At 64.0% G+C, this 23,509-nt stretch carries 24 protein-coding genes and 1 pseudogene; 17 read left to right on the top strand and 8 right to left on the bottom strand.

Going from position 1 to position 23,509, the window contains the following annotated elements:
- Nucleotides 1-11: 11 nt before the first annotated feature.
- The 8 genes from NKI61_RS10320 to NKI61_RS10285 all read left to right on the top strand — a co-directional run bounded on the left by NKI61_RS10320 (nucleotide 12) and on the right by NKI61_RS10285 (nucleotide 7,855).
- Complete coding sequence (locus NKI61_RS10320; protein WP_023715520.1) at nucleotides 12-1,259, top strand: aromatic ring-hydroxylating oxygenase subunit alpha; 1,248 nt, start codon at nucleotides 12-14, stop codon at nucleotides 1,257-1,259.
- 37 nt (nucleotides 1,260-1,296) lie between these two features.
- Entirely contained in the window at nucleotides 1,297-2,397 is a 1,101-nt protein-coding gene (locus tag NKI61_RS10315) for an FAD-binding oxidoreductase (protein ID WP_023755571.1), read from the top strand.
- Nucleotides 2,398-2,558: 161 nt separating this feature from the next.
- Nucleotides 2,559-2,981, top strand: coding sequence for a PqqD family protein (locus NKI61_RS10310; protein ID WP_023684294.1), 423 nt, complete (start codon nucleotides 2,559-2,561; stop codon nucleotides 2,979-2,981).
- Nucleotides 2,982-3,133: 152 nt separating this feature from the next.
- Nucleotides 3,134-4,183: a serine kinase gene (locus NKI61_RS10305; RefSeq protein WP_352839321.1), complete on the top strand. Its 1,050-nt coding sequence runs from the start codon at nucleotides 3,134-3,136 to the stop codon at nucleotides 4,181-4,183.
- Nucleotides 4,180-4,923 (top strand): glycosyltransferase family 2 protein, encoded by a 744-nt coding sequence (locus NKI61_RS10300; protein WP_352839320.1) that lies wholly within the window; start codon nucleotides 4,180-4,182, stop codon nucleotides 4,921-4,923. The genes NKI61_RS10305 and NKI61_RS10300 overlap by 4 nt, the downstream gene beginning before the upstream one ends.
- 33 nt (nucleotides 4,924-4,956) lie before the next feature.
- Complete coding sequence (locus NKI61_RS10295) at nucleotides 4,957-5,709, top strand: glycosyltransferase family 2 protein (RefSeq protein ID WP_023684291.1); 753 nt, start codon at nucleotides 4,957-4,959, stop codon at nucleotides 5,707-5,709.
- Complete coding sequence (locus NKI61_RS10290; RefSeq protein ID WP_245260725.1) at nucleotides 5,694-6,386, top strand: glycosyltransferase family 2 protein; 693 nt, start codon at nucleotides 5,694-5,696, stop codon at nucleotides 6,384-6,386. Before NKI61_RS10295 ends, NKI61_RS10290 begins: the two co-directional genes overlap by 16 nt.
- Nucleotides 6,386-7,855 carry a nucleotidyltransferase family protein gene (locus NKI61_RS10285; protein WP_352839318.1) on the top strand — a complete coding sequence of 490 codons (1,470 nt, stop codon included), beginning with the start codon at nucleotides 6,386-6,388 and terminating at the stop codon, nucleotides 7,853-7,855. Before NKI61_RS10290 ends, NKI61_RS10285 begins: the two co-directional genes overlap by 1 nt.
- Before the next feature lie 45 nt (nucleotides 7,856-7,900).
- Here NKI61_RS10285 and NKI61_RS10280 read toward each other — a convergent pair whose 3' ends face one another.
- The 6 genes and pseudogenes from NKI61_RS10280 to NKI61_RS10255 form a co-directional block, all read right to left on the bottom strand.
- On the bottom strand, nucleotides 7,901-8,641 hold the full coding sequence (locus NKI61_RS10280) for an FAD-binding oxidoreductase (protein WP_023752436.1): 741 nt from the start codon (nucleotides 8,639-8,641) through the stop codon (nucleotides 7,901-7,903).
- The gene (locus tag NKI61_RS10275; RefSeq protein ID WP_023684287.1) at nucleotides 8,638-9,249 is read right to left on the bottom strand and encodes a sulfite oxidase-like oxidoreductase; all 612 of its coding nucleotides are present in this window, start codon (nucleotides 9,247-9,249) and stop codon (nucleotides 8,638-8,640) included. Before NKI61_RS10275 ends, NKI61_RS10280 begins: the two co-directional genes overlap by 4 nt.
- Nucleotides 9,250-9,379: 130 nt before the next feature.
- Nucleotides 9,380-9,607, bottom strand: a pseudogene (locus tag NKI61_RS10270) (PDZ domain-containing protein); the annotation flags it as partial.
- 7 nt (nucleotides 9,608-9,614) lie between these two features.
- Complete coding sequence (locus NKI61_RS10265; RefSeq protein ID WP_031246393.1) at nucleotides 9,615-10,388, bottom strand: MBL fold metallo-hydrolase; 774 nt, start codon at nucleotides 10,386-10,388, stop codon at nucleotides 9,615-9,617.
- Nucleotides 10,388-11,554: a diphosphate--fructose-6-phosphate 1-phosphotransferase gene (locus NKI61_RS10260; RefSeq protein WP_023742561.1), complete on the bottom strand. Its 1,167-nt coding sequence runs from the start codon at nucleotides 11,552-11,554 to the stop codon at nucleotides 10,388-10,390. Before NKI61_RS10260 ends, NKI61_RS10265 begins: the two co-directional genes overlap by 1 nt.
- Nucleotides 11,555-11,653: 99 nt before the next feature.
- Nucleotides 11,654-12,421 (bottom strand): L,D-transpeptidase, encoded by a 768-nt coding sequence (locus NKI61_RS10255; RefSeq protein ID WP_352839316.1) that lies wholly within the window; start codon nucleotides 12,419-12,421, stop codon nucleotides 11,654-11,656.
- A 229-nt stretch (nucleotides 12,422-12,650) separates the two neighbouring features.
- Here NKI61_RS10255 and NKI61_RS10250 point away from each other — a divergent pair, with 229 nt between their 5' ends.
- The 3 genes from NKI61_RS10250 (at nucleotide 12,651) to xylB (ending at nucleotide 16,160) form a co-directional block, all read left to right on the top strand.
- The gene (locus tag NKI61_RS10250; RefSeq protein WP_352839315.1) at nucleotides 12,651-13,274 is read left to right on the top strand and encodes a LysE family translocator; all 624 of its coding nucleotides are present in this window, start codon (nucleotides 12,651-12,653) and stop codon (nucleotides 13,272-13,274) included.
- A gap of 24 nt (nucleotides 13,275-13,298) precedes the next feature.
- On the top strand, nucleotides 13,299-14,624 hold the full coding sequence (locus NKI61_RS10245) for a tetratricopeptide repeat protein (protein WP_352839314.1): 1,326 nt from the start codon (nucleotides 13,299-13,301) through the stop codon (nucleotides 14,622-14,624).
- A gap of 81 nt (nucleotides 14,625-14,705) precedes the next feature.
- Nucleotides 14,706-16,160 carry a xylulokinase gene (gene xylB / locus NKI61_RS10240; protein ID WP_023703618.1) on the top strand — a complete coding sequence of 485 codons (1,455 nt, stop codon included), beginning with the start codon at nucleotides 14,706-14,708 and terminating at the stop codon, nucleotides 16,158-16,160.
- Between the two features lie 191 nt (nucleotides 16,161-16,351).
- On the opposite strand, the gene NKI61_RS10235 is transcribed toward xylB, so the two are convergent.
- Nucleotides 16,352-16,714 carry a nuclear transport factor 2 family protein gene (locus tag NKI61_RS10235; RefSeq protein WP_023703617.1) on the bottom strand — a complete coding sequence of 121 codons (363 nt, stop codon included), beginning with the start codon at nucleotides 16,712-16,714 and terminating at the stop codon, nucleotides 16,352-16,354.
- A 113-nt stretch (nucleotides 16,715-16,827) separates the two neighbouring features.
- Between NKI61_RS10235 and xylA the strand changes: the two genes are divergently transcribed.
- Nucleotides 16,828-18,153, top strand: a complete 1,326-nt coding sequence (gene xylA, locus NKI61_RS10230; protein WP_023703616.1) for a xylose isomerase — start codon at nucleotides 16,828-16,830, stop codon at nucleotides 18,151-18,153.
- 205 nt (nucleotides 18,154-18,358) lie between these two features.
- Complete coding sequence (locus tag NKI61_RS10225) at nucleotides 18,359-18,562, top strand: hypothetical protein (protein WP_023752432.1); 204 nt, start codon at nucleotides 18,359-18,361, stop codon at nucleotides 18,560-18,562.
- 61 nt (nucleotides 18,563-18,623) lie between these two features.
- Here NKI61_RS10225 and NKI61_RS10220 read toward each other — a convergent pair whose 3' ends face one another.
- Nucleotides 18,624-19,604, bottom strand: coding sequence for a GlxA family transcriptional regulator (locus NKI61_RS10220; RefSeq protein WP_352839313.1), 981 nt, complete (start codon nucleotides 19,602-19,604; stop codon nucleotides 18,624-18,626).
- A 76-nt stretch (nucleotides 19,605-19,680) separates the two neighbouring features.
- Here NKI61_RS10220 and bcoG point away from each other — a divergent pair, with 76 nt between their 5' ends.
- The 4 genes from bcoG to NKI61_RS10200 are packed head-to-tail and all read left to right on the top strand — an operon-like array spanning nucleotide 19,681 to nucleotide 23,508.
- Entirely contained in the window at nucleotides 19,681-20,604 is a 924-nt protein-coding gene (gene bcoG / locus NKI61_RS10215; protein ID WP_023752430.1) for a 3-dehydrocarnitine:acetyl-CoA trimethylamine transferase BcoG, read from the top strand.
- 14 nt (nucleotides 20,605-20,618) lie between these two features.
- Nucleotides 20,619-21,242, top strand: coding sequence for an HD domain-containing protein (locus NKI61_RS10210; RefSeq protein WP_352839312.1), 624 nt, complete (start codon nucleotides 20,619-20,621; stop codon nucleotides 21,240-21,242).
- 2 nt (nucleotides 21,243-21,244) lie between these two features.
- Nucleotides 21,245-22,339: a carnitine 3-dehydrogenase gene (locus NKI61_RS10205; protein ID WP_023828614.1), complete on the top strand. Its 1,095-nt coding sequence runs from the start codon at nucleotides 21,245-21,247 to the stop codon at nucleotides 22,337-22,339.
- Nucleotides 22,340-22,344: 5 nt separating this feature from the next.
- Nucleotides 22,345-23,508: an acyl-CoA dehydrogenase family protein gene (locus tag NKI61_RS10200; RefSeq protein WP_023736236.1), complete on the top strand. Its 1,164-nt coding sequence runs from the start codon at nucleotides 22,345-22,347 to the stop codon at nucleotides 23,506-23,508.
- Nucleotide 23,509 lies beyond the last annotated feature (1 nt).

The following is a 23,509-nucleotide window of genomic DNA, read 5'->3' as shown; positions in this document are numbered from 1 at the left end:
AGGACAGAACTATGGATACGCGCAACGACATGCTGAGGCTCCTGAACGGCCGCAAGCAAGGCTTTTCGCTGGAACAGCCCTTCTACACCGACCCGGACTATTTCAAGCTCGACATGGAGCTTATCTGGTATCGCGACTGGCTGTTCATCGGCCATGATTGCGAACTGCCGAAGCCCGGCAGCTATATCACCGTGCAGATCGGCGATTATCCGGTGGTGCTGGTCCGCGACCAGAAGGGCAACATCAACGCCTTTCACAATTCCTGCCGCCATCGCGGCAGCCGTGTCTGCAACACTGAGAAGGGCATGGCGGCAAAGCTTGTCTGCCCCTATCACCAGTGGACCTACGAGCTTGACGGCCGGCTGCTGTTTGCCCGCCAGATGGCCGACGGTTTCGACAAGAGCCAGTTCGGCCTGAAGCCCGTCGCCTGCGAGAGCGTCGGCGGCTACATCTTCATCTGCCTGGCGAAAGAACCTGCCGACTTTGCGCCGATGCGCGCCATGATAGAGCCCTACCTCAAGCCGCACCGGCTGAATGAAGCCAAGGTCGCCTTCGAGAGCACCATCATCGAGAAGGGCAACTGGAAGCTGGTCTGGGAAAACAACCGCGAATGCTATCACTGCGCCGGCAATCATCCAGAGCTGTGCAAGACATTCCCCGAAGCGCCGACGGTGACCGGCGTGCAGGGCGCCGACAGCGATCCGGAGATGCTGGCGCACTGGGCGAAATGCGAGGCGGCGGGCCTGCCGAGCAAGTTCCGCATCGATCCGGCCGGGCAATACCGCGCCACCCGCGCGCCGCTGCTGCGCGATGCCGTCAGCTACACGATGTCGGGAAAGCGCGCGGTGACGAAGAACCTGTCCGACACTGTTGCCGCCGACCGCATCGGCACCTTGATGCACTACCACTATCCGACGACTTGGAACCACATACTGATCGACCATGCGGTCACCTTCCGGGTGCTGCCGATCAGCGCCACGCAAACCGCGGTGACGACCAAGTGGCTGGTGCACAAGGATGCGGTCGAGGGGGTCGACTACAACCTTGAGGAGCTCACCCATGTCTGGACCGAGACCAACGACCAGGACCGCCGCATCGTCGAGGAAAACGCCTTCGGCATCCTGTCTCCGGCCTATGAGCCCGGCCCCTATTCGGAGCTGCACGAGGGCGGCGTGATCCAGTTCGTCGAATGGTACGCGGCCTTCATCGGCCCGCGCCTTGCCGAAGGTGGCAGGCCGGCGCTGCGCAGCGTCGCGTGAGCTGGAGCAGGCGAAGAAGGACCGGAGGATGAATGCGATGACGGATCTTGGGCTCTATCGCCATCTCGACCAGATGGCGCCCTGGAACGATAGGCTGCAGGTGCTGGAAGTGATCGGCGTCAGCGACGAGGCGCCTGACGTCAAGACCTTCACCTTCCGCTCCGACAACCAGACCTGGTTCCGCTACAAGCCGGGCCAGTTCCTGACGCTGGAACTGCCGACACCGGACGGGCCGCTGATGCGCACCTATACGCTGTCGTCGTCGCCATCGCGGCCGTTTTCGATCGCGGTGACGGTCAAGGCGCAGGCCGGCAGCATCGGCACGCGCTGGATGTTCGACCATCTGGTGCCCGGTTCGCATGTCAAGGCCTACGGACCGGCCGGCGACTTCTCGTTGCACAGCCACCCGGCGGCCAAATACCTGTTCATTTCCGCCGGCTCCGGCGTGACGCCGATGATGTCGATGCTGCGCTGGCTGAACGACTGCGCGCCATGGACCGATGTCGGTTTCGTCAACTGCGCGCGGCGTGCCGAAGAGATCATCTTCCGCAAGGAACTCGAACTGCTCGGCGGCCATATGCCCGGCCTGTCGCTCGGCTTCATGATCGAGGAACGTTCCAGCCGCGAGGGCTGGTACGGTCATATGGGGCGCATCGACGCGATCCGGCTGCCCTTGCTGGCTCCGGATTTCCGCGAGCGCGAAATCTTCTGCTGCGGCCCCGATCCGTTCATGCGCGCCGTGCGCGGCATGCTGGATGCCGCCGGCTTCGACATGACGAAATACCATCAGGAGAGCTTTGCCGCGCCTGTGATGGAGGAAATTCCGGCGCCGTTTGCCTCCCCGGTCGAGGACGGCATCGCTGCACCTGTCGAAGCCGTGACGCCGATCCGCTTCTCGCTTTCGGAGGTCGATGCCGGCTGCGTCGCCGGCCAGACCGTGCTGCAGACCGCGCGCAGCTCGGGCGTGCGGATTCCCGCCGCCTGCGAGTTCGGCCTGTGCGGCACCTGCAAGGTGAAGAAGGTCTCCGGCGAAGTCGAGATGAGCCACAATGGCGGCATCCTCGACCACGAGATCGATGACGGTTTCATCCTTGCCTGCTGCTCGAAACCGTTGTCGGCGCTCGAAATCGAGGCTTGAGCCGGTCGACTTCGCCGCAACGGTCGCCGACGCAGGCGTTGTGTTCGCGGGTCTTTGTCTTGCCAAGCATAGGCCGAGTGATTTAGACGCACTTAGGAAGGGCTGGGCAGACGGTGAAGCCGGCGCATCCCTTCAGGGCGCATGGGACGGGGGACAGAGCGATGCAACAGCGGGTCTACGCGGTCGCAAGCAAGGACATCGTTTTCGAATCATTCGATGGCGAAGCCGTCGTTCTCGATCTTTCGAACGGCAAGTATTTCGGCTTTTCCGATTCCGGCAGCCGGGTCTGGCAGGCTTTGTCGTCCGGCGTCGCCACTGAAGCACTGGTCGGAGCTGCCGCGGGCGCCGCAAAAACAAGCCTGGCCGACCTCGAAAGCTTCGTTGCCCGACTGCTCGATTTCGGGTTGCTTGCGCCAGCCGAAACACCGGCACAACCGCTTTCGGGCGAGCTGTCGGCTGCGCTTGCTGCCAGCAATGAGCCGCTCAAGGTCGATGTCCATGACGACCTTGCCGATCTCATCATTGTCGACCCGATCCATGAGGTTGAGGAACCTCTCGGCTGGCCGGCGGTGAAACAGGCATAATCGTTTCCCTAAAGCGCGTCGCGTTTGAACGGACTCAGGCGACGCGGTTTAGATCTTTGATTTTATGCATGTCGTCGTCTCAAAACCGGGGCCACCCCGAGCGACATGCATCAGGCGACCCGGCGCAATTCTGGACGCTGAACAACCAACACATGCCTTTGATCACGCTGCAAACCCTGCCGGATTATGCCCGCCATGTGCTGGCGGCCGCGGAAAGCGCCGCCGCCTTCTATCCCGTTACCGCCAGCGTGCGGTTGCCGGGACTGGAGCTGAGTGTCCACCTCGACCATGGCACGCTGGCGGAAGCCATGAGCCATGCCTTCATACCGGCCCCGGAAAATCCGTCTGCATCTGACGGCTGCCGCATTTTCGTCGCCCACCCGGGCATCGATGGCGTCCTCGCCCCGGCCACCTGGAGCCGAGGCGATTACAACCATCATGCCTTTGCCAACCGGCTGGAAGAGGCCGGATTGCGCGGCAGCTACTATCATGACCTCGATTTCTGGCAGTTCCATGATCCGCAACGCCATGTCGGGGCGCAGCTGATGATGGCGGCCGAGGCCTTTCCGCCATGGGAACAGGCGGCGCCGCTGCGCGCCTTCCTGCATTGGGAATATGCGGCGCGCGGCATGCGGCTTACCCATGCCGGCACGCTGGGCATCGATGGCAAGGGCGTGTTGCTGGCGGGCTCCGGGGGAGCCGGAAAATCGGGAACGGTCGTCGCCGGCCTGCTCAATGGGCTCGATAGCGTCGGCGACGACTATGTGCTGATCGACCGGACCGGGGGGGTGACGGCCTATCCGCTGTTTGCCACGCTCAAGCAGGATCCGGAGGGCTTCAGGCGGCTGAAGCTGGAGGAGCGGCTAAAGTCGTACCAACCGCTGAACTGGCAAGGCAAGCATGCCTTTCACATCAACGAGATCGCGCCTCGACCAACTCCTGCAAGTCTGGACATTATTGCTTTGATAGTGCCCCATATCAGGGGAGGTGCGAGAAGCTCGGTCATGCCCATATCGCGCAAGGATGCCATGATCGCCTTGGCGCCGTCAGGAATCGTGCAGATGCCGGGCGAGCGGGAAGCGGGCTTTCGCTTTTTCAGCGAGCTTACCCGCGATCTGCCATGCTACCGGCTGTTGCTGGGGACCGAGCCGCGCGAGATCGCCGGCACGATTGCGGATTTCGTCCTTCGGGGCGCTGCATGAAGTTGAGCGTCATCGTGCCGGTCTACAATCGGGAGATCTATGTCGTTTCGACGTTGCGGTCCCTGCTCAGGCAACGCGACGATGCCGATCTCGATATCATCGTTGTCGACGACGGCTCGACGGACAGCTCCGTTGAAGCCGTCCGCGCCATCATGCGGGAAGCGTCGTGCATCCGCCTGTTCCAGCAGGCCAACCAGGGCGTGGCCAACGCGCGCAACACAGGGCTGAAGCAGTTGCTGCCGCAAACCGAACTGGTGTCGTTCCTGGATTCGGACGACGTCTCGCCGGCTGGACGATTCAAGGCTGACCTACCCCTGTTCGCGACCGACCCTGCGCCCGAGCTGACCTACTCGCTGATGACGCGCGTCGATCTCATGGACGACGAAGCCCTTCAGCCGGCACCGGGCGGCGCAGGTCCCACCGTGCGCGGCGTCAGCCTTAGCGCCGGGATATTCCGCAGGGCACTCATCGACCGTACCGGTGCTTTCGACGAGGAGTTCCGGCAGGGCGAAGACGCCGACTATCTGCTGCGCATTTTCGAAACCAGCCCGAAGCACATTTTTCCCGACACCGTCGCGGTATACTACCGGCGCCACCCCGGCAATTTGACCAAGCAAAGGGATGTGGCGGTGCGCGAATATCTACGTGTAATTCAGAAATCCTTGCGGCGGCGCAAGGCCGATCCGTCGCGGCGCCCGGTCGAGGGGCTTTTCGAGATCAAGCGCCCGGCAGAGTGGTGAAAGAATGAACAGATCACAGCCTGGAATGCGTGCGTGAAGCTGAGCGTGATCATGCCGGTCTACAACCGCGAACGCCATGTCGGCTCGGCGCTGCGCTCGCTGCTGAGGCAGCGCGATGCCGCCGATCTCGACATCATCGTTATCGATGACGGTTCGACCGACAGTTCGGTGGCGGTCGTGCGCTCGCTGATCGCGGAGGCGCCGTGCATTCGCCTTTTCCAGCAGCAGAATGCCGGGGTGACGCGGGCACGCAACGCGGGCTTGCGGCAATTGCTGCCGCAGACCGGGCTGGTATCGTTTCTCGATTCCGACGACATTTCCCCGCCGGGCCGCTTCAAGGCGGATCTGGCCTGTTTCGACGCAGACCCCACCCTCGAGCTCACCTATTCGCGCATGACGCTGGTCGACGACATAGATGACGATACGCTGGAGCCGACAGCCGACAGCCACTCGGTGACGGTTCGCGGCATTCACCTGTCGCCCGCTATCTTCGTCCGGCGGTTGGTCGAACGCATCGGCAGCTTCGACGAGGATTTCCACCAGGCCGAGGACACCGACTATCTGCTGCGCACTTTCGAAAGCGGGCCGAAATTCACGATGCCCGACACTGTTGCGCTCTATTACCGGCGCCATCCCGGCAACATGACCAGGCAGGCCGATGTTCCTTTTCGCGAATTCATGCGCGCCGTCTACAAGTCGATGAAACGGCGCGAGGCCGACCGCTCCTTGCACCCTGTCGACGGCATCTTCGATTTCAAGGAACTTGCGAATTGGCGTTTCCTGTGATGGCCAGCTACGGCGTCGTCATTCCGGCCTTCAACGCGACCGCCACCATCGCCGAGACGCTGCGATCGGTCGCGGCCCAGACGGTCCAGCCCGACGCCATAATCGTCGTCGATGACGGCTCGACCGACGATACGGTCGCGGTGGTCAATGCGCTGGGCATGCCGGTGCAGGTGTTGCGCCAGGACAATGCCGGACCAGGCAGCGCCACCACCAGGGGCATCGCCGCGCTGGCGACGCCCTTCGTCGCCACGCTCGATGCGGACGATCTGTGGCTGCCGACCAAGATCGAAAGGCAGCTGGAGCATTTCGAGCGGTTTCCCGCGACGGCAGGAGTCTTTGCCCACTGGCGGACGTTTCGCGATGACAAGCCCGATGTGCAACAGGACGTGGCGGTGGCGGGCTGGTCGCGCACGACGATGATGATCCGCCGGGAGGTAGCCGAGGCCGTCGGTCCGATCATCGACCCGCAAGGCGGTCGCGGCGACATGGTCGACTGGATCGCCCGTGCCCGCGAGGCGGGCTTTGCGCTTGCCATGCTCGACGATGTCCTGACCTTGCGCCGCATCCGGCCCGACAGCATGTCCTATGGACGCGACCCCGTGCGCGACCGCGGTTATGTCGAAGTCGTAAGGCTGGCCATGCAAAGGCGAGCAGCGAAAAAGGCGAGCGCCGACTGATGGCCAATGCCATGCGCCGTATCGGCCGTCGGTTTCCGGACTATGGTTGGTCATGGCCAACTGGCGGACTCGACCAGCTGCTGAAGGCCGCATCGCTGCCCGATGAAGAAGCGGCAGGGCGTTACGCGGCGCGCTGGCTCGACGAGAACGATATCGACCATGTTGCCTTCCGAGAGCATCGGCTGCTGGCCGCGATCTCCGACAGGTTCGGCCGCAAGCTCGCTGGGCATCCGGCCTATCCACGTCTTGTCGGCCTGCAAAAGATGCTGTGGACCAAATCGCGGCTGGCTGCGCGCGAGGCCGAGCCGGCGCTACAGGCCATGATCGACGCCGGCTGCGCGGTGATGCTAATCAAAGGCGCCAGCCGGATCGCCGTCAACGCGTCGGCGCAGCGCGGCCGGGTGGCGCATGACATCGACATACTGGTGCGCCCGCAGGCCATGATTGCCGCCTTCGATGTGCTTAGCGAACGCGACTGGCAGATCGCCACCGGCGTCAGTCCGCAATATCTGCGCACCAGGCTGGCGTCCTTGCGTTCGATGAATTTTTTCAAGGGCAGTTTCGGCGACATCGACCTGCACCAGCTCGCTTATGACGGGTCGCAGCAAAGCGCGGAAGATGATCTGGCGATCTGGCAGCGGGCGCTGTCAGCCGATTTCAATGGCGTCCGCGTGCTTGTTCCCTCTCCGGCCGACCGCATGGCGCTCGCCATCGCACATGGCGGCCTCGATGCCCACACCCACAGCGACTGGCTGGTCGACTGCGCCGTCGCCATCGAGGGCGACGAGGTCGACTGGGACGTGTTCGCCGATATCGTCGCCAGGCGCCACCTGGCCGTAGCCGCGGCGGTGGCGCTGTCCTACCTCAGCCTGGAAATCGGCATTGCAGTGCCGCCGGCTGAACTGGCACGGACGGTTGCGAACGCCGATCACGCCGGCCTGTCGCGCTGGTCCTCGGTGCTGCAGGCCAAGCCGCGCACCGATTTCGGCGGTCTCGTCTGGCTGTCGCGCGGCTTTGCCAAGCAGTTGCGCCTGAAACGCAAGAAGGGCCGACTGCAGCATCCGACGCCTGCTGCCGTCTGGCGCGGCAGGCCGACATTGCGCAAGGCAAGAGCGACGCCGGAACCGTTCGCGCTTTCTCAGGCCCTGCCGCGTCCGGACAGGACTGGAGAGATGATGCTGGACGTCACCGTCAGGATCGTCGTTCCGCCAGTCCGCCGCCGCATCGAGATGGAAATCAATGCCGGCAGCGGTCACGTCGCCCGCTTGCGTTCCATGGTGATCAGCCGCGCCGGCGGCGGACGTGTGCTGCGCTTTCGCGGCAAGGTAACGGCGGACGACACCGGCCGGCCTCTGGTGATCGAGGCACGGCCATCGCGGCAGTTCCGCAACTGGGACAATGAGGCCGAAGTCGCCGCCTATGGCGCGCTGCCGTTCCAATTGCTGTCGGCAAGGTTTTCACCCGCCTGAGAGCGGTTCGCTGTCTCCATGAAACGGTGAACCACTGTGGCCCTCTCAGACGCCATAGCGCTCGGTGCGGATGATTTCCGCTGGTATGCCGGCGTCGATCAGCGCCCGGGCAGCCGCCGAGACGAAGGTGTTCGACCCGCAGACGAAGGCGAGCGCCGGCGGCCGCGGCAGCCGCGTGAGCGCCTGCATGACCATTGCCGTGTCGATGCGCCTCGAATAGTCGGACGGGCGCCGTGCCGCCTCGCGCGTCAGCGTAAGCACCAGCTCGAACCCGTCGCGGCGGTCACCGAGACCGATCAGCTCGTCGCGGAAGATCACCTCGTCCCAGACCCGCACCGAAAACATCAGCGCCACCGGCACCGCCGATTTGCGCAAGGTCCGGTGACGCACCATCGCCATCAGCGGCACCACGCCGGAGCCGCCGCCGACCAGAAGCAGCGGCCCGCCATCCCCATCGGACCAGACGAAATGGCCGCCGAGCGGCCCGCGCAGTTCGATCTCGTCACCGACCGCGGCGATGTCGTGGAAGAAGGGCGAGACTTCACCGTCGTCGAGCTTCTCGATCGCCAGCTCGATCGTGGCGCCGCTCTCCGGCGCCGAGGCGATGGAATAGGAGCGGCGCGCTTGGTAGCCGTCAGGCGCAGTCAGCCTGACATCGACATGCTGTCCGGCGCGATAGGCGAATGGCCGTGACAGCGCGAAGAAGAAACTGGTGACGCGTGGCGTCCGCTTTTCGATCCGGGTGATTTTCGCCGTCTGCCAGGGAGATTGCGGCGCTTCGCTCATGGATCGCCGCTATAGCGCTGCTCGCGCCACGGGTCGCCATAGATGTGATAGCCGCGCAATTCCCAGAAGCCCGGCTCGTCGCGCTCGGTGAACTGCAGCCCGTTCAGCCATTTGGCCGATTTCCAGAAATAGAGATGCGGCACCAGGAGCCGCGCCGGGCCGCCATGGTCGGCAGTGATCGGCTTGCCTTCATAAAGGAGCGCCACCATCGCCTTCCCCGCGGTGAGATCCTTGGCCGGCACGTTGGTGGTGTAGCCGTCATAGCCATGCGCCAGCAGGAAGCCGGTCGGCGCTTCGATACCGGCATCGGCAAGGATGTCGTCGACCAGCACGCCTTGCCAGGCGGTATCGAACTTGGTCCAGGCGGTAACGCAATGGATGTCGCGCGTCATCTTGGTCAAGGGCAGCGCGTTGAACTCGGCCCAGTTCCACTTCTTGATCGGGCGTGGCCCGTGCTTGAGCGTGAACGACCAGTCCTCAGTGCGCACGCGCGGCGTCGGCCCCGCCGACAGCACCGGAAAGCCCTGTTCGAGATACTGACCGGGCGGAATGCGCGCATCGGTCTCCGTCGGAGGCTTTCGACCGGAGGAAAAACCGCGAGTGACCATTTGACTGTCCGTTTTTAGCAGGCCATTGCCGGCCTGCCGTAATGTTCTCGAAGATGTCGCGGCGGGCAACAGGAATTTCGGCGGCCGTGCGGCAGGCCTGTCGGTGGTCCGGCGAGCCTGCCATGATGTCTCAACCGGCGGCGAAGGATACGGCGACGAAGATTTGCGCGTCGCCGCGATCGATCAAAAGCAGCACCGACTTCCGGCCCGATCTGCCGGCCTCGGCGATCGCCTGGTTGGCTTGCCGCGCATTCCGCACCGGCGACTGGTCGACGGCGACGATGACGTCGCCCGGCTGCAGGCCGGCATTGGCGGCTGCCTTGTCCGGATTGACGCGCTCGACCACGGCGCCACGCTGGGTCCGATCACAATGTCGTCAGCGGCCTTCGGTGCCTGAGATAGGTTGTGGCGATCTCGCGCATCCGGTTGCCGTCGAAGCTCGGCCCATGGCCGCCATGGCCGAGGCGAACAGGCAGGTCAAGGAGCCGCTGCATGGTACGGCGATAATCAGGCCGGGAGGAATCCGGCAGGTCGTCGATCAGCGTGGAATCGTAGATGGCGTCGCCGGCAAAGAACAGGCCGTCTGCCTCGTCGAACAAAGCGATCGAATCCGGCGAATGTCCGGGCAGATGCAGGACGCGGAACTGCCGGTCGCCGAGGTCGACGGTGTCGCCCTCGTCCAGCGTGCGCGTCAGCGGCGCCGGCGGAATCTTGTAGTCGGCCGCCGTCCAGCCCGGCGCCGGCAATTTCGAAACGGCGCCGTCGAGATTGCAAAACATGTAGGCGTAGGTCACTGCCTCATTCATGGTCTCGAAATGCTCGGCACTGTGCCGCGGCCCGGCGCGCAGCGGAAACTCGTGCAGCGAGCCGACATGGTCGAGATGGATGTGGGTGGCGACAACAATGAGCGGCTTGCCCTCGGGCGTGTCGATCTCAGGCGCCAGCGGGCAGATGCCCATGCCGGTGTCGACCAGCAGGTCGGCGTCGCGTCCCCTGAAATGCCAGATGTTGGCGCGCACGAAATCATGCACGAACGGCTCGGTCAGCATCGTCGTGCGGTCGTCGATGATCGTCTTGCCGAACCAGTCGCCGACAACGCGCTCGCCACCAAAACGGGTGCCGCCAAAACGGCCGCCCATCAGACGAAGGGCTTTCCCACCTTGTATTTTTCCGGCACCAGCCGCTTCAGGTAAGCCATGCCCGCTTCCGACAGCTGGTTGACATCGGGCTTCATGAAATCGTCGGGCATATGGCGCGTCTTGCCGGCGACGTTCTTCAGCGGCACCTTCTTCAGCACAGTTTTCGTGCCGTCATATTGCAGCGCCACCGAGCCACCGCCTTCGTCGGCAACGGCAACCGCGAAGGCGCCGGCGTCGAAAGCCTCCTGCGCGTCGACGGCGCTGATCGCGCCGACATAGCCGCGCGGCATGTAGCCAAGCGCATCGACGCGGGCGCGCTTGCCGGGGAGGCCTTCGGCGAGCGCACGTTCCAGAGCTGACGGCAGGTCGCTGCCCGACAGTTTGACGTTGCCATGCGCGTCGCGCTCGAGCTTGTCCGGCGGCACCAGGCTTTCGACCAGCGCCTTGCCGTCGGCGGTGCTGACTCCTTCGGAGACGGCGACGATGCAACGCTTGTGGCGGTCGAGCGTGGCGCGCACGTCGTCGATGAAACCGGCGGCGGAGAACGGCCGTTCCGGCACGTAGACCAGATGCGGGCCGCTGTCGGGATCGAGCTGCCAGGCTGCAGCCGCCGCGGTGAGGAAGCCGGCATGCCGACCCATTACGATGCCGACATAGATGCCGGGCAATGCGCGGAAATCGAGATCGACGGACAGGAAGGCGCCGGCGACGAATTCGGCCGCCGAGATGAAGCCAGGCGTGTGGTCGTTTTCCTCGAGGTCGTTGTCGATGGTTTTTGGCGCATGGACGAAAGCAATGCTGCCGCCGGCGGCGTCGGTCAGAATCTGCTGCGTGCCCGACGTGTCGTTGCCACCGATGTAGATGAAAGCGTCGGCGCCGGCCTTCTTCAACCCGTTGAGGATGACTTCGCAATAGGCAGCGTCGGGCTTGTCGCGTGTCGAGCCGAGCGCGGCACTCGGCGTGCCGGCGATCAGCCGCAGCCGGTCCTCGGGGATGGCGGAGAGGTCGACATAGTTGCCGTCACGAATGCCGCGCACGCCGTGGAGCGAGCCCAGCACCTTGGCGCCGGGATGGCGCTTGCGGACTTCCAGCGTGGCCCCGACAACCGTCTGGTTGATGACGGCGGTCGGGCCGCCGCCCTGTGCGATGACAAACGTTCCAGCCATGCTCGATCTCTCCCGGCGCTGTGGTTTTCAAGGCACCTTGGCCTAGCTTGCCGCATCGCGCAACGGGAGTTTCCAGCGGCGCCAAACCGCCGCACAGGATCAGACGACGACGACCGGGTTCTTCTTGGAAACGCGGCTGTAGAGGTCGATGATATCCTGGTTGATTAGGCGCACGCAGCCCGACGACATCGCCTGGCCAATGCTCGCCCATTCCGGCGAACCGTGTATGCGGTAGCCGGTGTCCTTGCCGTCCTGGTAGATGTAGAGGGCGCGTGCGCCGAGCGGGTTGATGAGGCCACCGGGCTGGCCGTTTTGCCATTTCACCAGTTCCGGCTTGCGCTGGATCATCTCCGGCGGCGGCGTCCAGGTCGGCCATTCCTTGCCGTACTGGATGTTGGCGCGGCCGGACCAGCGGAAGCCGTCCTTGCCGATGCCGACGCCGTAGCGGATGGCGTCGCCGCCCTCCTGCACCAGATAGAGCTTTCGCTCCTGCAGATGGACGACAATCGTGCCGGGCGCCTCGCCGGTCTCGTTGACGACGATCTGGCGGCGGAACTCCGGCTTGACCTTCTGATAGGGCACCGCCGGCACTTCGAAGCCGCCATCGTTGAGCGAAGCGTACATGACATCGGGGCCGGTGACGTTCTTGTCGACGCTGATCGCCGGACGGATCGGCCGCACCGAGCCGGTGACCGTGTCATCCAGCTGGAATTGCGGCAGCTCGAGCGTCGAAGTGCTGCAGCCGGCCATGCCGAGCAGCGTCATGGCGCCGGCCCCTGACAGGACGAAGCGGCGGGAATAGAGATGTTCGGTCTCGTTTGCGTCGCCATTTGCTGGCGGCGTCACATTCTGCGGCAACTCACGCATGCACCCAAACCCTACGCTGTCGGCGGGAAACACGGTCCGGCCGGATAGCAGGCAGTTTCGCCAAACATGGTTGAAAAAGGGTGAAGGCCCAACGACCGGCATTAAACTTGTGCCGCCAATAGCCGCAGCGGTCGGGCGAAATGGTCCGCCGTGCATTTTTGGGAGAGGGCTCTTTACATTCCTCCGCACACGAGGATTTATCCTTTTCTTTGCGCTCAAGGAGACAAAGATGTCGTTCGAAAACTGGGCCGCCTTCGCCGCCGCCTCCGCCGTGCTGCTCATCATTCCGGGCCCGACCATTCTTCTGGTCGTGTCCTATGCGCTGGGCCAGGGCTGGCGCACTGCCTTGCCGATGGCCGTCGGCGTGGCGCTGGGCGACTTCACCGCCATGACCCTGTCGATGCTGGGCATCGGCGCGCTGCTGGCCGCGTCGGCGACCGTGTTCACCATTCTGAAGCTGATCGGCGCCTGCTATCTGATCTATCTCGGGGTAAAACTGTTTCGCGCCGGCGGCGCGCTCAAAGCCGAACCACGCACAGATGCCGTCTCGGCCGCCAAGATGATGGCGCACGCCTGGCTGGTCACCGCACTCAACCCGAAGAGCATCACCTTCTTCGTCGCCTTCCTGCCGCAGTTCCTCAACCGGGAAGCCGATTTCTGGACACAGATGCTGATCTTCGAAGCGACCTTCCTGGCGCTCGCCTTCGCCAATGCCTTCGGCTACGCGCTGATCGCGGCGCGCGCCCGCAACGTCGTACGCAACCCCAAGGCGATCCGCATCTTCAACCGCACCGGCGGCACGCTGCTGGTCGGCGCCGGGATCGCCACGGTGGCGATGCGCTCGGGCAATTAGGAACTGCGGAGCATCAGGGCCGATATGGCAGTAAGAGATCCATTCGGCCTGATGTTTTCGGGCGCGACCGAGGCCGGGTTTTCACCCTACAGCCAGGCCGTTCATGAATTGCAATGCTTCGTCGGCGACCCGGTCGGCTCCGTTGACCGCGCCATATCGGCGGATCCCGGTTTCGTCATGGCGCATGTCTTCAAGGGGTATCTGTTCGGCCTCGCCACCGAACGCGAGGCAACGGCGGTCACCCAGGCATGCCATGCTGCGGCACTGCCGCTTGCCGCGACGCCGCGCGAACAGGCGCATGTGGCGGCCGTTGGCCACCTTGCCGAGGGACGCTGGCATGACGCCGCGCGCCTGCTCGAAGATATCGCCATCGACAACCCGCTCGACGCGGTGGCGTTGCAGGTCGGCCACCAGATCGACTTCTTCACCGGCAATGCCCGCATGCTGCGCGACCGTATCGGCCGCGCGCTGCCGTCCTGGCAGAGCGGCATGCCAGGTTACCACGCCATTCTCGGTATGCAGGCCTTCGGTCTGGAGGAGATGGGCGACTATATCAGAGCCGAAAGTTTCGGCCGACAGGCGATCGAGATCGAGCCGCGAGACGGCTGGGCGCAGCATGCGGTCGCCCATGTCATGGAGATGCAGAGCCGGCAACGGGACGGCATCGCCTGGATGCGCGCCAACCCCGAGGCGTGGACCAAAGAAAGCTTCCTGCAGGTGCATAATTGGTGGCATCTGGCGCTGTTCCACTACGATCTCGGCGAGACCGACGAGGTGCTCAAGCTCTATGACGGGCCGATCTATGGCGAGCGTTCGACGCTGGCGCTGAACATGGTCGACGCCTCTGCGATCCTGTGGCGGCTTTATCTCGGCGGTGTCGATGTCGGCGACCGCTGGGCAGCGCTCGCTGCCAACTGGGCGCCGAAGGCTGGAGCCGGCAATTACGCCTTCAACGATGCGCATGCGATGATGGCATTCGTCGGCGCCGGTCTCGAAGCGCCGGTCAAGATCTTGCTCGAAGCCCAGCACGAGGCGATGCGCGGCAGCGACGACAACGCCGCCTTTACCCGGGATGTCGGCCAGCCACTGACGGAAGGCATCAAGGCATTCGGCGAGGGCAATTACAGCGAAGCGGTGCGCCTGATTCGACCGATCCGCGCCATTGCCCATCGCTTTGGCGGCAGCCACGCCCAGCGCGATGTGATTGATCTCACGTTGATCGAGGCGGCGTTGCGCGCCGGCGACACAGCGCTTGCCCGGGCGTTGACGGCCGAGCGCGCACTGGCCCGGCCGGACAGTCCGCTGTCGGCGCTGTTTTCGCAACGCGCCGCCAATTTGTCAGAGAATTGACCCGCGGCGGATCTTGTTTTAAAAACTGGCAAGCCAGATTTTTTCGAGACCCGAAAAAATTAATGGCAATGGGAGGATTGCATGTATCTCGGCCTCGATCTCGGCACGTCGGGCGTCAAGGCGCTGTTGATCGATGCCGGGCAGAAGATCATCGGCTCCGGCCATGCTTCGCTTGACGTATCGCGGCCGCATCCCGGCTGGTCCGAACAAAACCCCACGGACTGGATCCGCGCCTGCGAGACGGCCATTGCCGAGCTGAAAGCCTCGCACCCGAAAGAGCTTGCCGCGGTCAAGGGCATCGGCCTTTCCGGCCATATGCATGGCGCCACCTTGCTCGATGCCGGCGACCAGGTGCTGCGCCCCTGCATTCTGTGGAATGATACGCGCAGCCACGCTGAGGCCGCGGCGCTCGATGCCGACCCGCGCTTTCGCCAACTCACCGGGAATATCGTCTTCCCCGGCTTCACGGCGCCGAAACTCGCCTGGGTGAAGAACAATGAGCCCTCCGTCTTCGCCAAAGTGGCGAAGGTGCTTTTGCCGAAGGATTTCCTGCGGCTGTGGCTGACCGGCGAGCATATCTCAGAAATGTCCGACTCGGCCGGCACCTCCTGGCTCGATGTCGGCAAACGGCGCTGGTCCCCCGAGTTGCTTGCGGCGACATCGCTCGACGAAAGGCAGATGCCGTCGCTGGTCGAAGGCACGGAGAAGGCCGGAGCCTTGCGCGCCGAACTGGCCGCCAGCTGGGGCATAGCATCGGGCACCCCGGTTGCCGGCGGCGCCGGCGACAATGCTGCTTCGGCCTGCGGCATGGGCACGGTCGGCGCCGGCCACGCTTTTGTGTCGCTGGGCACATCTGGCGTGCTGTTTGCCGCCAACGCTTCCTACCTGCCCAATCCGGCAAGTGCGGTCCACACCTTCTGCCATGCCCTGCCCAACACTTGGCACCAGATGGGGGTCATCCTGTCTGCGACCGACTCGCTGAACTGGCTGTCGGAGATTTCAGGCAAGAAGGCCGGCGAATTGACCGCCGAACTTGGCGATGTGCTGAAAGCGCCGAGCGGGGTGTCGTTCCTGCCCTATCTCTCGGGCGAGCGCACGCCGCACAATGATTCCGCCATTCGTGGGTCCTTCACCGGACTGGCGCATGAATCCGGCCGCGCAGTGCTGACGCAGGCCGTGCTAGAAGGCGTCGCCTTCGCCTTCCGAGACAGTCTCGAAGCCTTGAAGACGGCGGGCACGATCTTGACGCGGGTGACGGCGATCGGCGGCGGCTCGCGCTCGCGCTACTGGCTGAAGGCGATCGCCACGGCGCTGCAGGTGCCGGTGGACATTCCGGCCGACGGCGATTTCGGCGCGGCGTTTGGGGCGGCAAGGCTTGGGCTGATCGCTGCAATCGGAGCCGATCCGCTGGCGGTGTGTACGGCGCCGAGGACGGATGCGACGATCGAACCGGATGTCCCGCTTGGCGGGGCGTATGCCGATGCCTATCAGCGCTACCGGGCGCTGTATCCGGCGATCAAGGGCGCCATGGCGTGAGTGAGCGCGAGGCACCCCCCTCTGCCCTGCCGGGCATCTCCCCCGCAAGGGGGGAGATCGGCAGCGTCGGCGGGTATGCCAGTCTTGTAAGGTGGGTGATTAGCGAAGGCGTGGATGCCAGCCAATCTCCCCCCTTGCGGGGGAGATGCCCGGCAGGGCAGAGGGGGGTGTCTCGCGCCACCCTTAATCGATCACTGCGCCGACACCTTGTCGAGAAACCCGGTGACGCTCTTCAGACGGCCGTTCTCGATAACACCGATATCGGTGCCTTCGATAACCGACGGCACGCCTTCCGGCCCAAGATTCCACGAGAAGCGGATGCGGTCGCCAAACCCGTCCGGCTGGCCGTTCAGCGAGAACCGGAAGCCGGCGAAGCGCTGCTGTACACCGTCGATCAGCTTGGCTACGCCGGCATGGCCGTCGCCTTGCATCAGCGGATCGCGGTAGCTGACGTCTTCCGTGAAGGTGGCCTTGAGCAGTTCGGCGCGGCGATCCGCATCGGCCTCGTTCCAGGCGGTGATGTAGTTCTGGGCGATCGTGTTGAGGTCGGTCATGGTCTGTCTCCTTCGTTGAGTGGCTTTGACACGAGCCTTTTCACCCCGAGCGAGAGCGAAACCAATTACGCCTGAGGTAATCAGGGCGAACTATTCGAGAGAGGACAGAAATCATGAGCAGCGGATTTTTCGGCGACATCAAAGCGATCAAGTATGAGGGGCCGGATTCGATCAACCCGCTGGCCTACCGCTTCTACAATCCCGACGAGGTGGTGGCCGGCAAACGGCTGGAAGACCATCTGCGCTTCGCCGTCGCCTACTGGCATTCTTTCGCCTGGCCGGGCGGCGATCCCTTTGGCGGCCAGACCTTCGACCGGCCCTGGTTTCCCAAGGCTGGCGGCGTCGACACGATGGAACTGGCCAAACTGAAAGCCGACGTCGCCTTCGAGATGTTCTCGCTGCTCGGCGCGCCCTATTTCTGCTTCCACGACGCCGACGTGCGGCCGGAAGGCAAGGATTTCTCCGAAAGTGCCGCGCGGCTCGACGAGATCGCCGACTATTTTGCCGCCAAGATGAAGAAGACCGGCGTCAAACTGCTCTGGGGCACGGCCAACCTGTTCTCCAACCGCCGCTTCATGTCGGGCGCCGCCACCAATCCCGATCCGGATGTCTTCGCCTATGCGGCGGCGACGGTGAAAAGCTGCATCGACGTCACGAAGCGGCTGAAGGGCGAGAATTATGTACTGTGGGGCGGGCGCGAGGGCTATGAAACGCTGCTCAACACCGATCTTGCCCGCGAGCAGGAGCAGGCTGGGCGCTTCCTCAGTCTCGTCGTCGACTACAAGCACAAGATTGGCTTCAAAGGCACGATCCTGATCGAGCCGAAGCCGCAGGAGCCGACCAAGCATCAGTACGACTACGACGTTGCCACGGTCTACGGCTTCCTCAAGCGCTTCGGGCTGGAGAAGGAAGTGAAGCTGAACATCGAGCAGGGCCACGCGATTCTTGCCGGCCATTCCTTCGAGCACGAGCTGGCGCTGGCCAATGCGCTCGGCGTCTTCGGCTCGATCGACATGAACCGCAACGACTACCAGTCGGGCTGGGACACCGACCAGTTCCCCAACAATGTGCCCGAGATGGCGCTGGCCTATTACCAGGTGTTGCAGGCCGGCGGCTTCAAGACCGGCGGCACCAATTTCGACGCCAAGCTGCGCCGCCAGTCGCTCGACCCGCAGGACCTGCTGATCGGCCATATCGGCGGCATGGATTCCTGCGCACGAGGCCTCAAGGCAGCCGCCAAGATGGTCGAGGACAAGGCGCTGTCGGGTCCGCTGGCCGAGCGCTATGCCGGTTGGAACACGGCCGAGGGTAAGGCGATGCTGTCGGGCAAGCGCTCGCTGGAAGACATCGCCGAGCGCGTGGTGAAGAAGAAGATCGAGCCGCAGCCACGCTCCGGCCGCCAGGAGTTGCTGGAAAACATCGTCAACCGCTACGTCTGAGGGCGGAAAGCCGATTCGTTGTGCTCAAGGGTGGCTGGATAACATTCCGGCCGCCCCGGAATGGGGTTTGCGCAAGACCCTATCCGACGACAAGGGTTTGCCCTTTGGCGCCCCTCAATGACCTCGCTCTTGCCTTCAAACTGCCGTCACGTATCTCGTATAAGGATGCGGTTGTGGCGGGTGAAAAGGAAGGAGGCGAACCGATATGCAGCATGAACGCGAAATCGACGCCCTGCTCTCATCCGGCGAGACCGGATCGATCATCGACCGGCTGATGGCGCTGCCGCGGCCGACCGACAGCGTGAAAAACGAATGGGATCGTGCTGTCAGCAGCCGATTTGAACTCCGTCTGGCGAGGCAGATGCGCTCGCAGATGGACGCCGGCAGCGATCGACAGAACGCAGCCTGATCTCCCTTTGTCTGTGCATGTCGTAATCCCAAAACCGCGACACACTTTTGGGCGACATGCATCAACCTCGGCGCAGCCTGACCGGGGCTTCGCCGAACGCTCTTGAAAACGCTCTGGAAAATGCCGCGGCGGACGAGAACCCCGTCCGCCCGGCAATATCCGCCATGGCGATCCGCGTGTCGACCACCAGCCGCCGCGCCGCGCCCAGCCGCAGCCTGAGATAATATGCGCCCGGCGTCTCGCCGATCGACTTGCGAAAAATGCTCTCCAATGTCCGCGCCGTCACCCCGGCGCGTTTTGCCACCGCGTCGATGGTCAGCGGCTGGTCGACATGCGATTCCATCAGCCGGATAGCCTGCGCCAGACGCGGGTCGTAGCCGTCGAGCCGGCCGAGCGAGACCAGCGGCTGCGCGTCGGTCGCGGCGCGCGCCTGGTCGTAGATGAAGACGCTGGCGACATCGAGCGCGACGGCCATGCCGAGCCGGGTGCGGATCAGATGCAGCATCAGGTCGAAGGTCGGCGACGCCCCGCCCGAGGTGAACACCGGTCCGTCGATGACGTAGCGGTCCGGACGCACGTCGACGCCGGGAAAGGCGGAGGAAAAATCCTCCATGTCTTCCCAATGGGTGGTGGCGCTGCGGCCTTCGAGGAGGCCGGCGCGCGCCACCAGCCATGTGCCGGCCTCGACGCCGCCGCAGGCGCGAGCCGCGCGGGCCGCTCGCCGTAATCCGGAAAGCAGAGCCGATGTCGCGTAATTCTGGGTGCCGAAGCCGGCGACGACGACAAGCACGTCGGTCGGCTCGGCCGCATCGAAGTGGCCCCTGACCGCCACCGGCAGGCCGCATGTGGTGACCGGCGCCTCGCCGGTGACCGAGACCAGTTTGAAATCGAACAGCGTCTCGCCTGAGATGCGGTTGGCGGCGCGCAGCGGGTCGACGGTCGACGCCACGCACATGATGGACGAGCCTGAAAACACCAGCAGCGTCACCTTGAGCGGCGATCGCTCAGCGCGAAAAATGGTCGGTTTTTCGCTTTTGATCATGAGAGCTTCGTAAATCGCAAAACAGTTTCCGGCAAGTCGGGCATTGTTGGGTCTGTTTCTATGGGAGGAGATGTCCATGCCGCTCGCGATGAACCGTGAGGTTTTCATTACCTGTGCCGTGACCGGGTCCGGCGGCTCGCAGGACCGCTCCCCGCATGTGCCACGCTCGCCCAAGCAGATCGCCGATTCGGCGATCGATGCGGCCAAGGCCGGTGCCGCCATCGTCCACTGCCATGTCCGCGACCCCGAGACCGGCAAGCCGCGCCGCGATATCCATCTCTACCGCGAAGTGACGGACCGCATCCGCGCGGCAGAAGTCGACGTGATCCTGAACCTGACCGCCGGTATGGGCGGCGACATGGTGTTCGGCTCACCGGAAGCGCCGCTGCCGCTCAATGAAAAAGGCACCGACATGGGCGGCGCCACCAACCGCATGGAACATGTGCGCCAGTGCCTGCCGGAAATCTGCACGCTGGATTGCGGCACCATGAACTTCGCCGAGGCCGATTATGTCATGACCAACACGCCCGGCATGCTGCGCGCCATGGGCGGCATGATGACGGCGCTCGGCGTCAAGCCGGAGATCGAAGCTTTTGATACCGGCCACCTCTGGTTCGCCAAGCAGCTGGTCGAAGAAAAGGTCTTGAATCCCGACGCGCTGGTGCAGCTCTGCATGGGTGTGCCGTGGGGGGCGCCGGACGACCTCAACACGTTCATGGCCATGGTTAACAACGTGCCGTCGACCTGGAACTGGTCGGCCTTCGCCATCGGCCGCAACCAGATGGCCTATGCAGCCGCTGCAGTGCTCGCCGGCGGCAATGTCCGCGTCGGTCTCGAAGACAATCTCTGGCTCGACAAGGGCGTGCTGGCCACCAATGCGCAACTGGTCGAGCGCGCCGCCAGCATCGTCACCAATCTCGGCGCCAGGATTCTGGGACCCGAGGAAGTGCGCAAGAAGCTCAACCTGACCAAACGGGCGCCGATCGCAGCAGCTGCGTAAAACGGGAGCGGATCATGGCTACCGTCAAATTCACTGCGATGAAGGATGGCGACAGGCAAGACTACGAGTTCCTGACCGCCCATGAGATCGACTATGCCGCCAGGACCGGCGAGCGGCTGCTCGACGCTTTGGTGCAGCTCGACGAAGGCCTGTCCGGCTACAAGATCACCCGGCTCGGCCATTCGCTGCAGGCGGCGACTCGTGCCTGGCGCGACGGCGCCGACACCGACTGGATCGCCTGCGCGCTGCTGCACGACATCGGCGACATCTACGCTCCCTACAATCACGACGAATACGCCGCCTCGATCCTGAAACCTTTCGTGCGCGAACAATGCACCTGGGTGGTGGAAAAGCATGGCGACTTCCAGCGGCTCTATTACGCGCATCATCTCGGCGGCAACCGCCATGCTCGCGACCGCTTCACCGGCCATGCCTATTTCGACGATTGCGACCAGTTCTGCGAACGCTGGGACCAGTCGAGCTTCGACCCGGACTACGACACGCTGCCGATCGCATTCTTCCGCCAGTTCGTGCTCGAAGTATTCGCCCGCAAGGCCTACGACCCCTCCGTGATCCGCTCCGGCGAGCGCGTGCCTCTCATCGACCCTCAAACAGCCAAGACAAGAACCGGAGCCTGACCATGAGCATCATCAACAAGGCAGCCGCCATTGGCGGCGGTGTCATTGGCGCCGGCTGGGTGGCGCGGCTGCTGCTCAACGGCATCGACGTGTCGATCTTCGATCCGGACCCGGAAGCGTCGCGCAAGGTCTCGGAAGTGATGAAGGGCGCGCGCCGCGCCTACAGGCAGATGGTTCCCGGCGGCCTGCCCAGGGAAGGCAGACTGACCTTTGCCAAGACCATCGCCGAGGCGGTGGCCGACGCCGATTTCATCCAGGAGAGCGTGCCGGAGCGGCTCGACCTCAAACACCGCGTACTGGCCGAGATCGATCTCTACGCGCCGGCCAACGCCATTGTCGGCTCGTCCACCTCGGGCATCAAGCCGACCGACATGCAGGTGGCGATGAAGAAGCATCCGGAGCGTCTGGTTGTCGGACATCCCTTCAACCCGGTCTATCTGCTGCCGCTGGTCGAGATCGTCGGTGGCGAACAGACCTTTCCAGAGGCGATCGAGGTCGCAAAGGAGATCTATGCATCGATCGGCATGAAGCCGGTGGTGATCCGCAAGGAGATCGAGGCCTTTGTCGGCGACCGCCTGCTCGAAGCGGCGTGGCGTGAGGCGCTGTGGCTGATCAAGGACGGCATCTGCACGGTCGAGGAACTCGACGACATCATGCGCTATGGCTTCGGCCTGCGCTGGGCGCAGATGGGCATGTTCCAGGTCTACCGCGTCGCCGGCGGCGAGGCCGGCATGCGCCACTTTATGGCGCAGTTCGGGCCGTGCCTGAAATGGCCGTGGACCAAGCTTATGGACGTGCCGGAGTTCAACGACGAGCTGGTCGATCTTATCGCCACCCAGTCGGACGACCAGGCGCACGGCCTGTCGATCCGCGAACTGGAAAAGATCCGCGACGACAATCTGGTCGCGATCATGGATGCTCTGTCGAAACAGAACAAAGGCAAGGGCTGGGGCGCCGGCGCCTTGCACAAGGACTATACCAGGCAGTTGGCCAAGCTGGCGGCGAAGAAGCCGGCCGCATCCAGGGCCGCAGAAAAGGCCAAGGCATCGAAGCCGGTGAAGAAGGCGGAAAAGCCGAAGAAAAAGAAGAAGGGCTGAGGACCATGGATTTCGGTCTTTCGGAGGAACAGAAGCTCATCGTCGAGACGACGCGCGCGTTCGTCGAGAATGAGCTTTACCCGCATGAACGCGAGGTCGAGCGCACCGGCGTGCTGCGCCGCGAGTTGATCGAGGAGATCAAGGTCAAGGCAATCGAAGCCGGGCTCTATGCGGCCAACATGCCGGCCGATGTCGGTGGCGCCGGCCTCGATACGGTGACTTGGCTGCTCTACGAGAAGGAACTCGGCCGCGCCAACTATGCGCTGCACTGGACCTGCGTCGCGCGCCCCTCCAACATCCTGCTCGCCGGCACGCCCGAGCAGCGCGAAAAGTACCTGTTCCCGTGCATCCGCGGCGAGAAGTGGGACTGCCTGGCGATGACCGAGCCCGGCGCCGGCTCCGACCTGCGAGGCATGAAGGCGACCGCGGTGCAGGACGGCGACGACTGGGTCCTTAACGGCACCAAGCATTTCATCTCCCATGCCGATCTCGCCGATTTCGCGATTTGTTTCATGGCTTCGGGCGAGGAAGAAACGCCGCGCGGCAAGCGCAAGAAGATCACCGCCTTCTTCGTCGACAAGGGCACCAGGGGGTTCACCGTGCGCGACGGCTACCGCAACGTCTCGCATCGCGGCTACACCAATGCCATCCTCGAATTCGACGATTGCCGCCTGCCGGGAGCCCAAGTTCTCGGCGAAGTGCACAAGGGTTTCGACGTCGCCAATTCCTGGCTCGGCGCCACGCGCCTGCAGGTCGGCGCCACCTGCCTCGGCCGCGCCGAGCGGGCGCTCGGTCATGCCATCGAATATTCGGCGCAGCGCCAGCAGTTCGGCCAGCAGATCGGCAAGTTCCAGGGCGTGTCGTTCAAGCTCGCCGACATGGCGACGGAATTGAAGGCGGCGGACCTGATGGTGTTCGAAGCCGGCTGGAAGTACGATCAGGGCACCGTCACCGATCAGGACATGGCCATGGCGAAGCTGAAGGCTACCGAAATGCTCGCCTTCGTTGCCGACGAAGCCGTCCAGATCCATGGTGGCATGGGGCTGATGGACGACCTGCCGCTGGAACGCATCTGGCGCGACGCCCGCGTCGAGCGCATCTGGGAAGGGACATCGGAAATCCAGCGCCACATCATTTCGCGGGCGCTGCTGCGCCCGTTCGGGGCATAAC

Origin of the sequence: Mesorhizobium sp. M0514 (genome assembly GCF_040321145.1) — a bacterium.
Taxonomy (GTDB): domain Bacteria; phylum Pseudomonadota; class Alphaproteobacteria; order Rhizobiales; family Rhizobiaceae; genus Mesorhizobium.
Note: the sequence above shows the minus strand (reverse complement) of the source record. Positions and strands in the feature narration are given on the sequence as shown.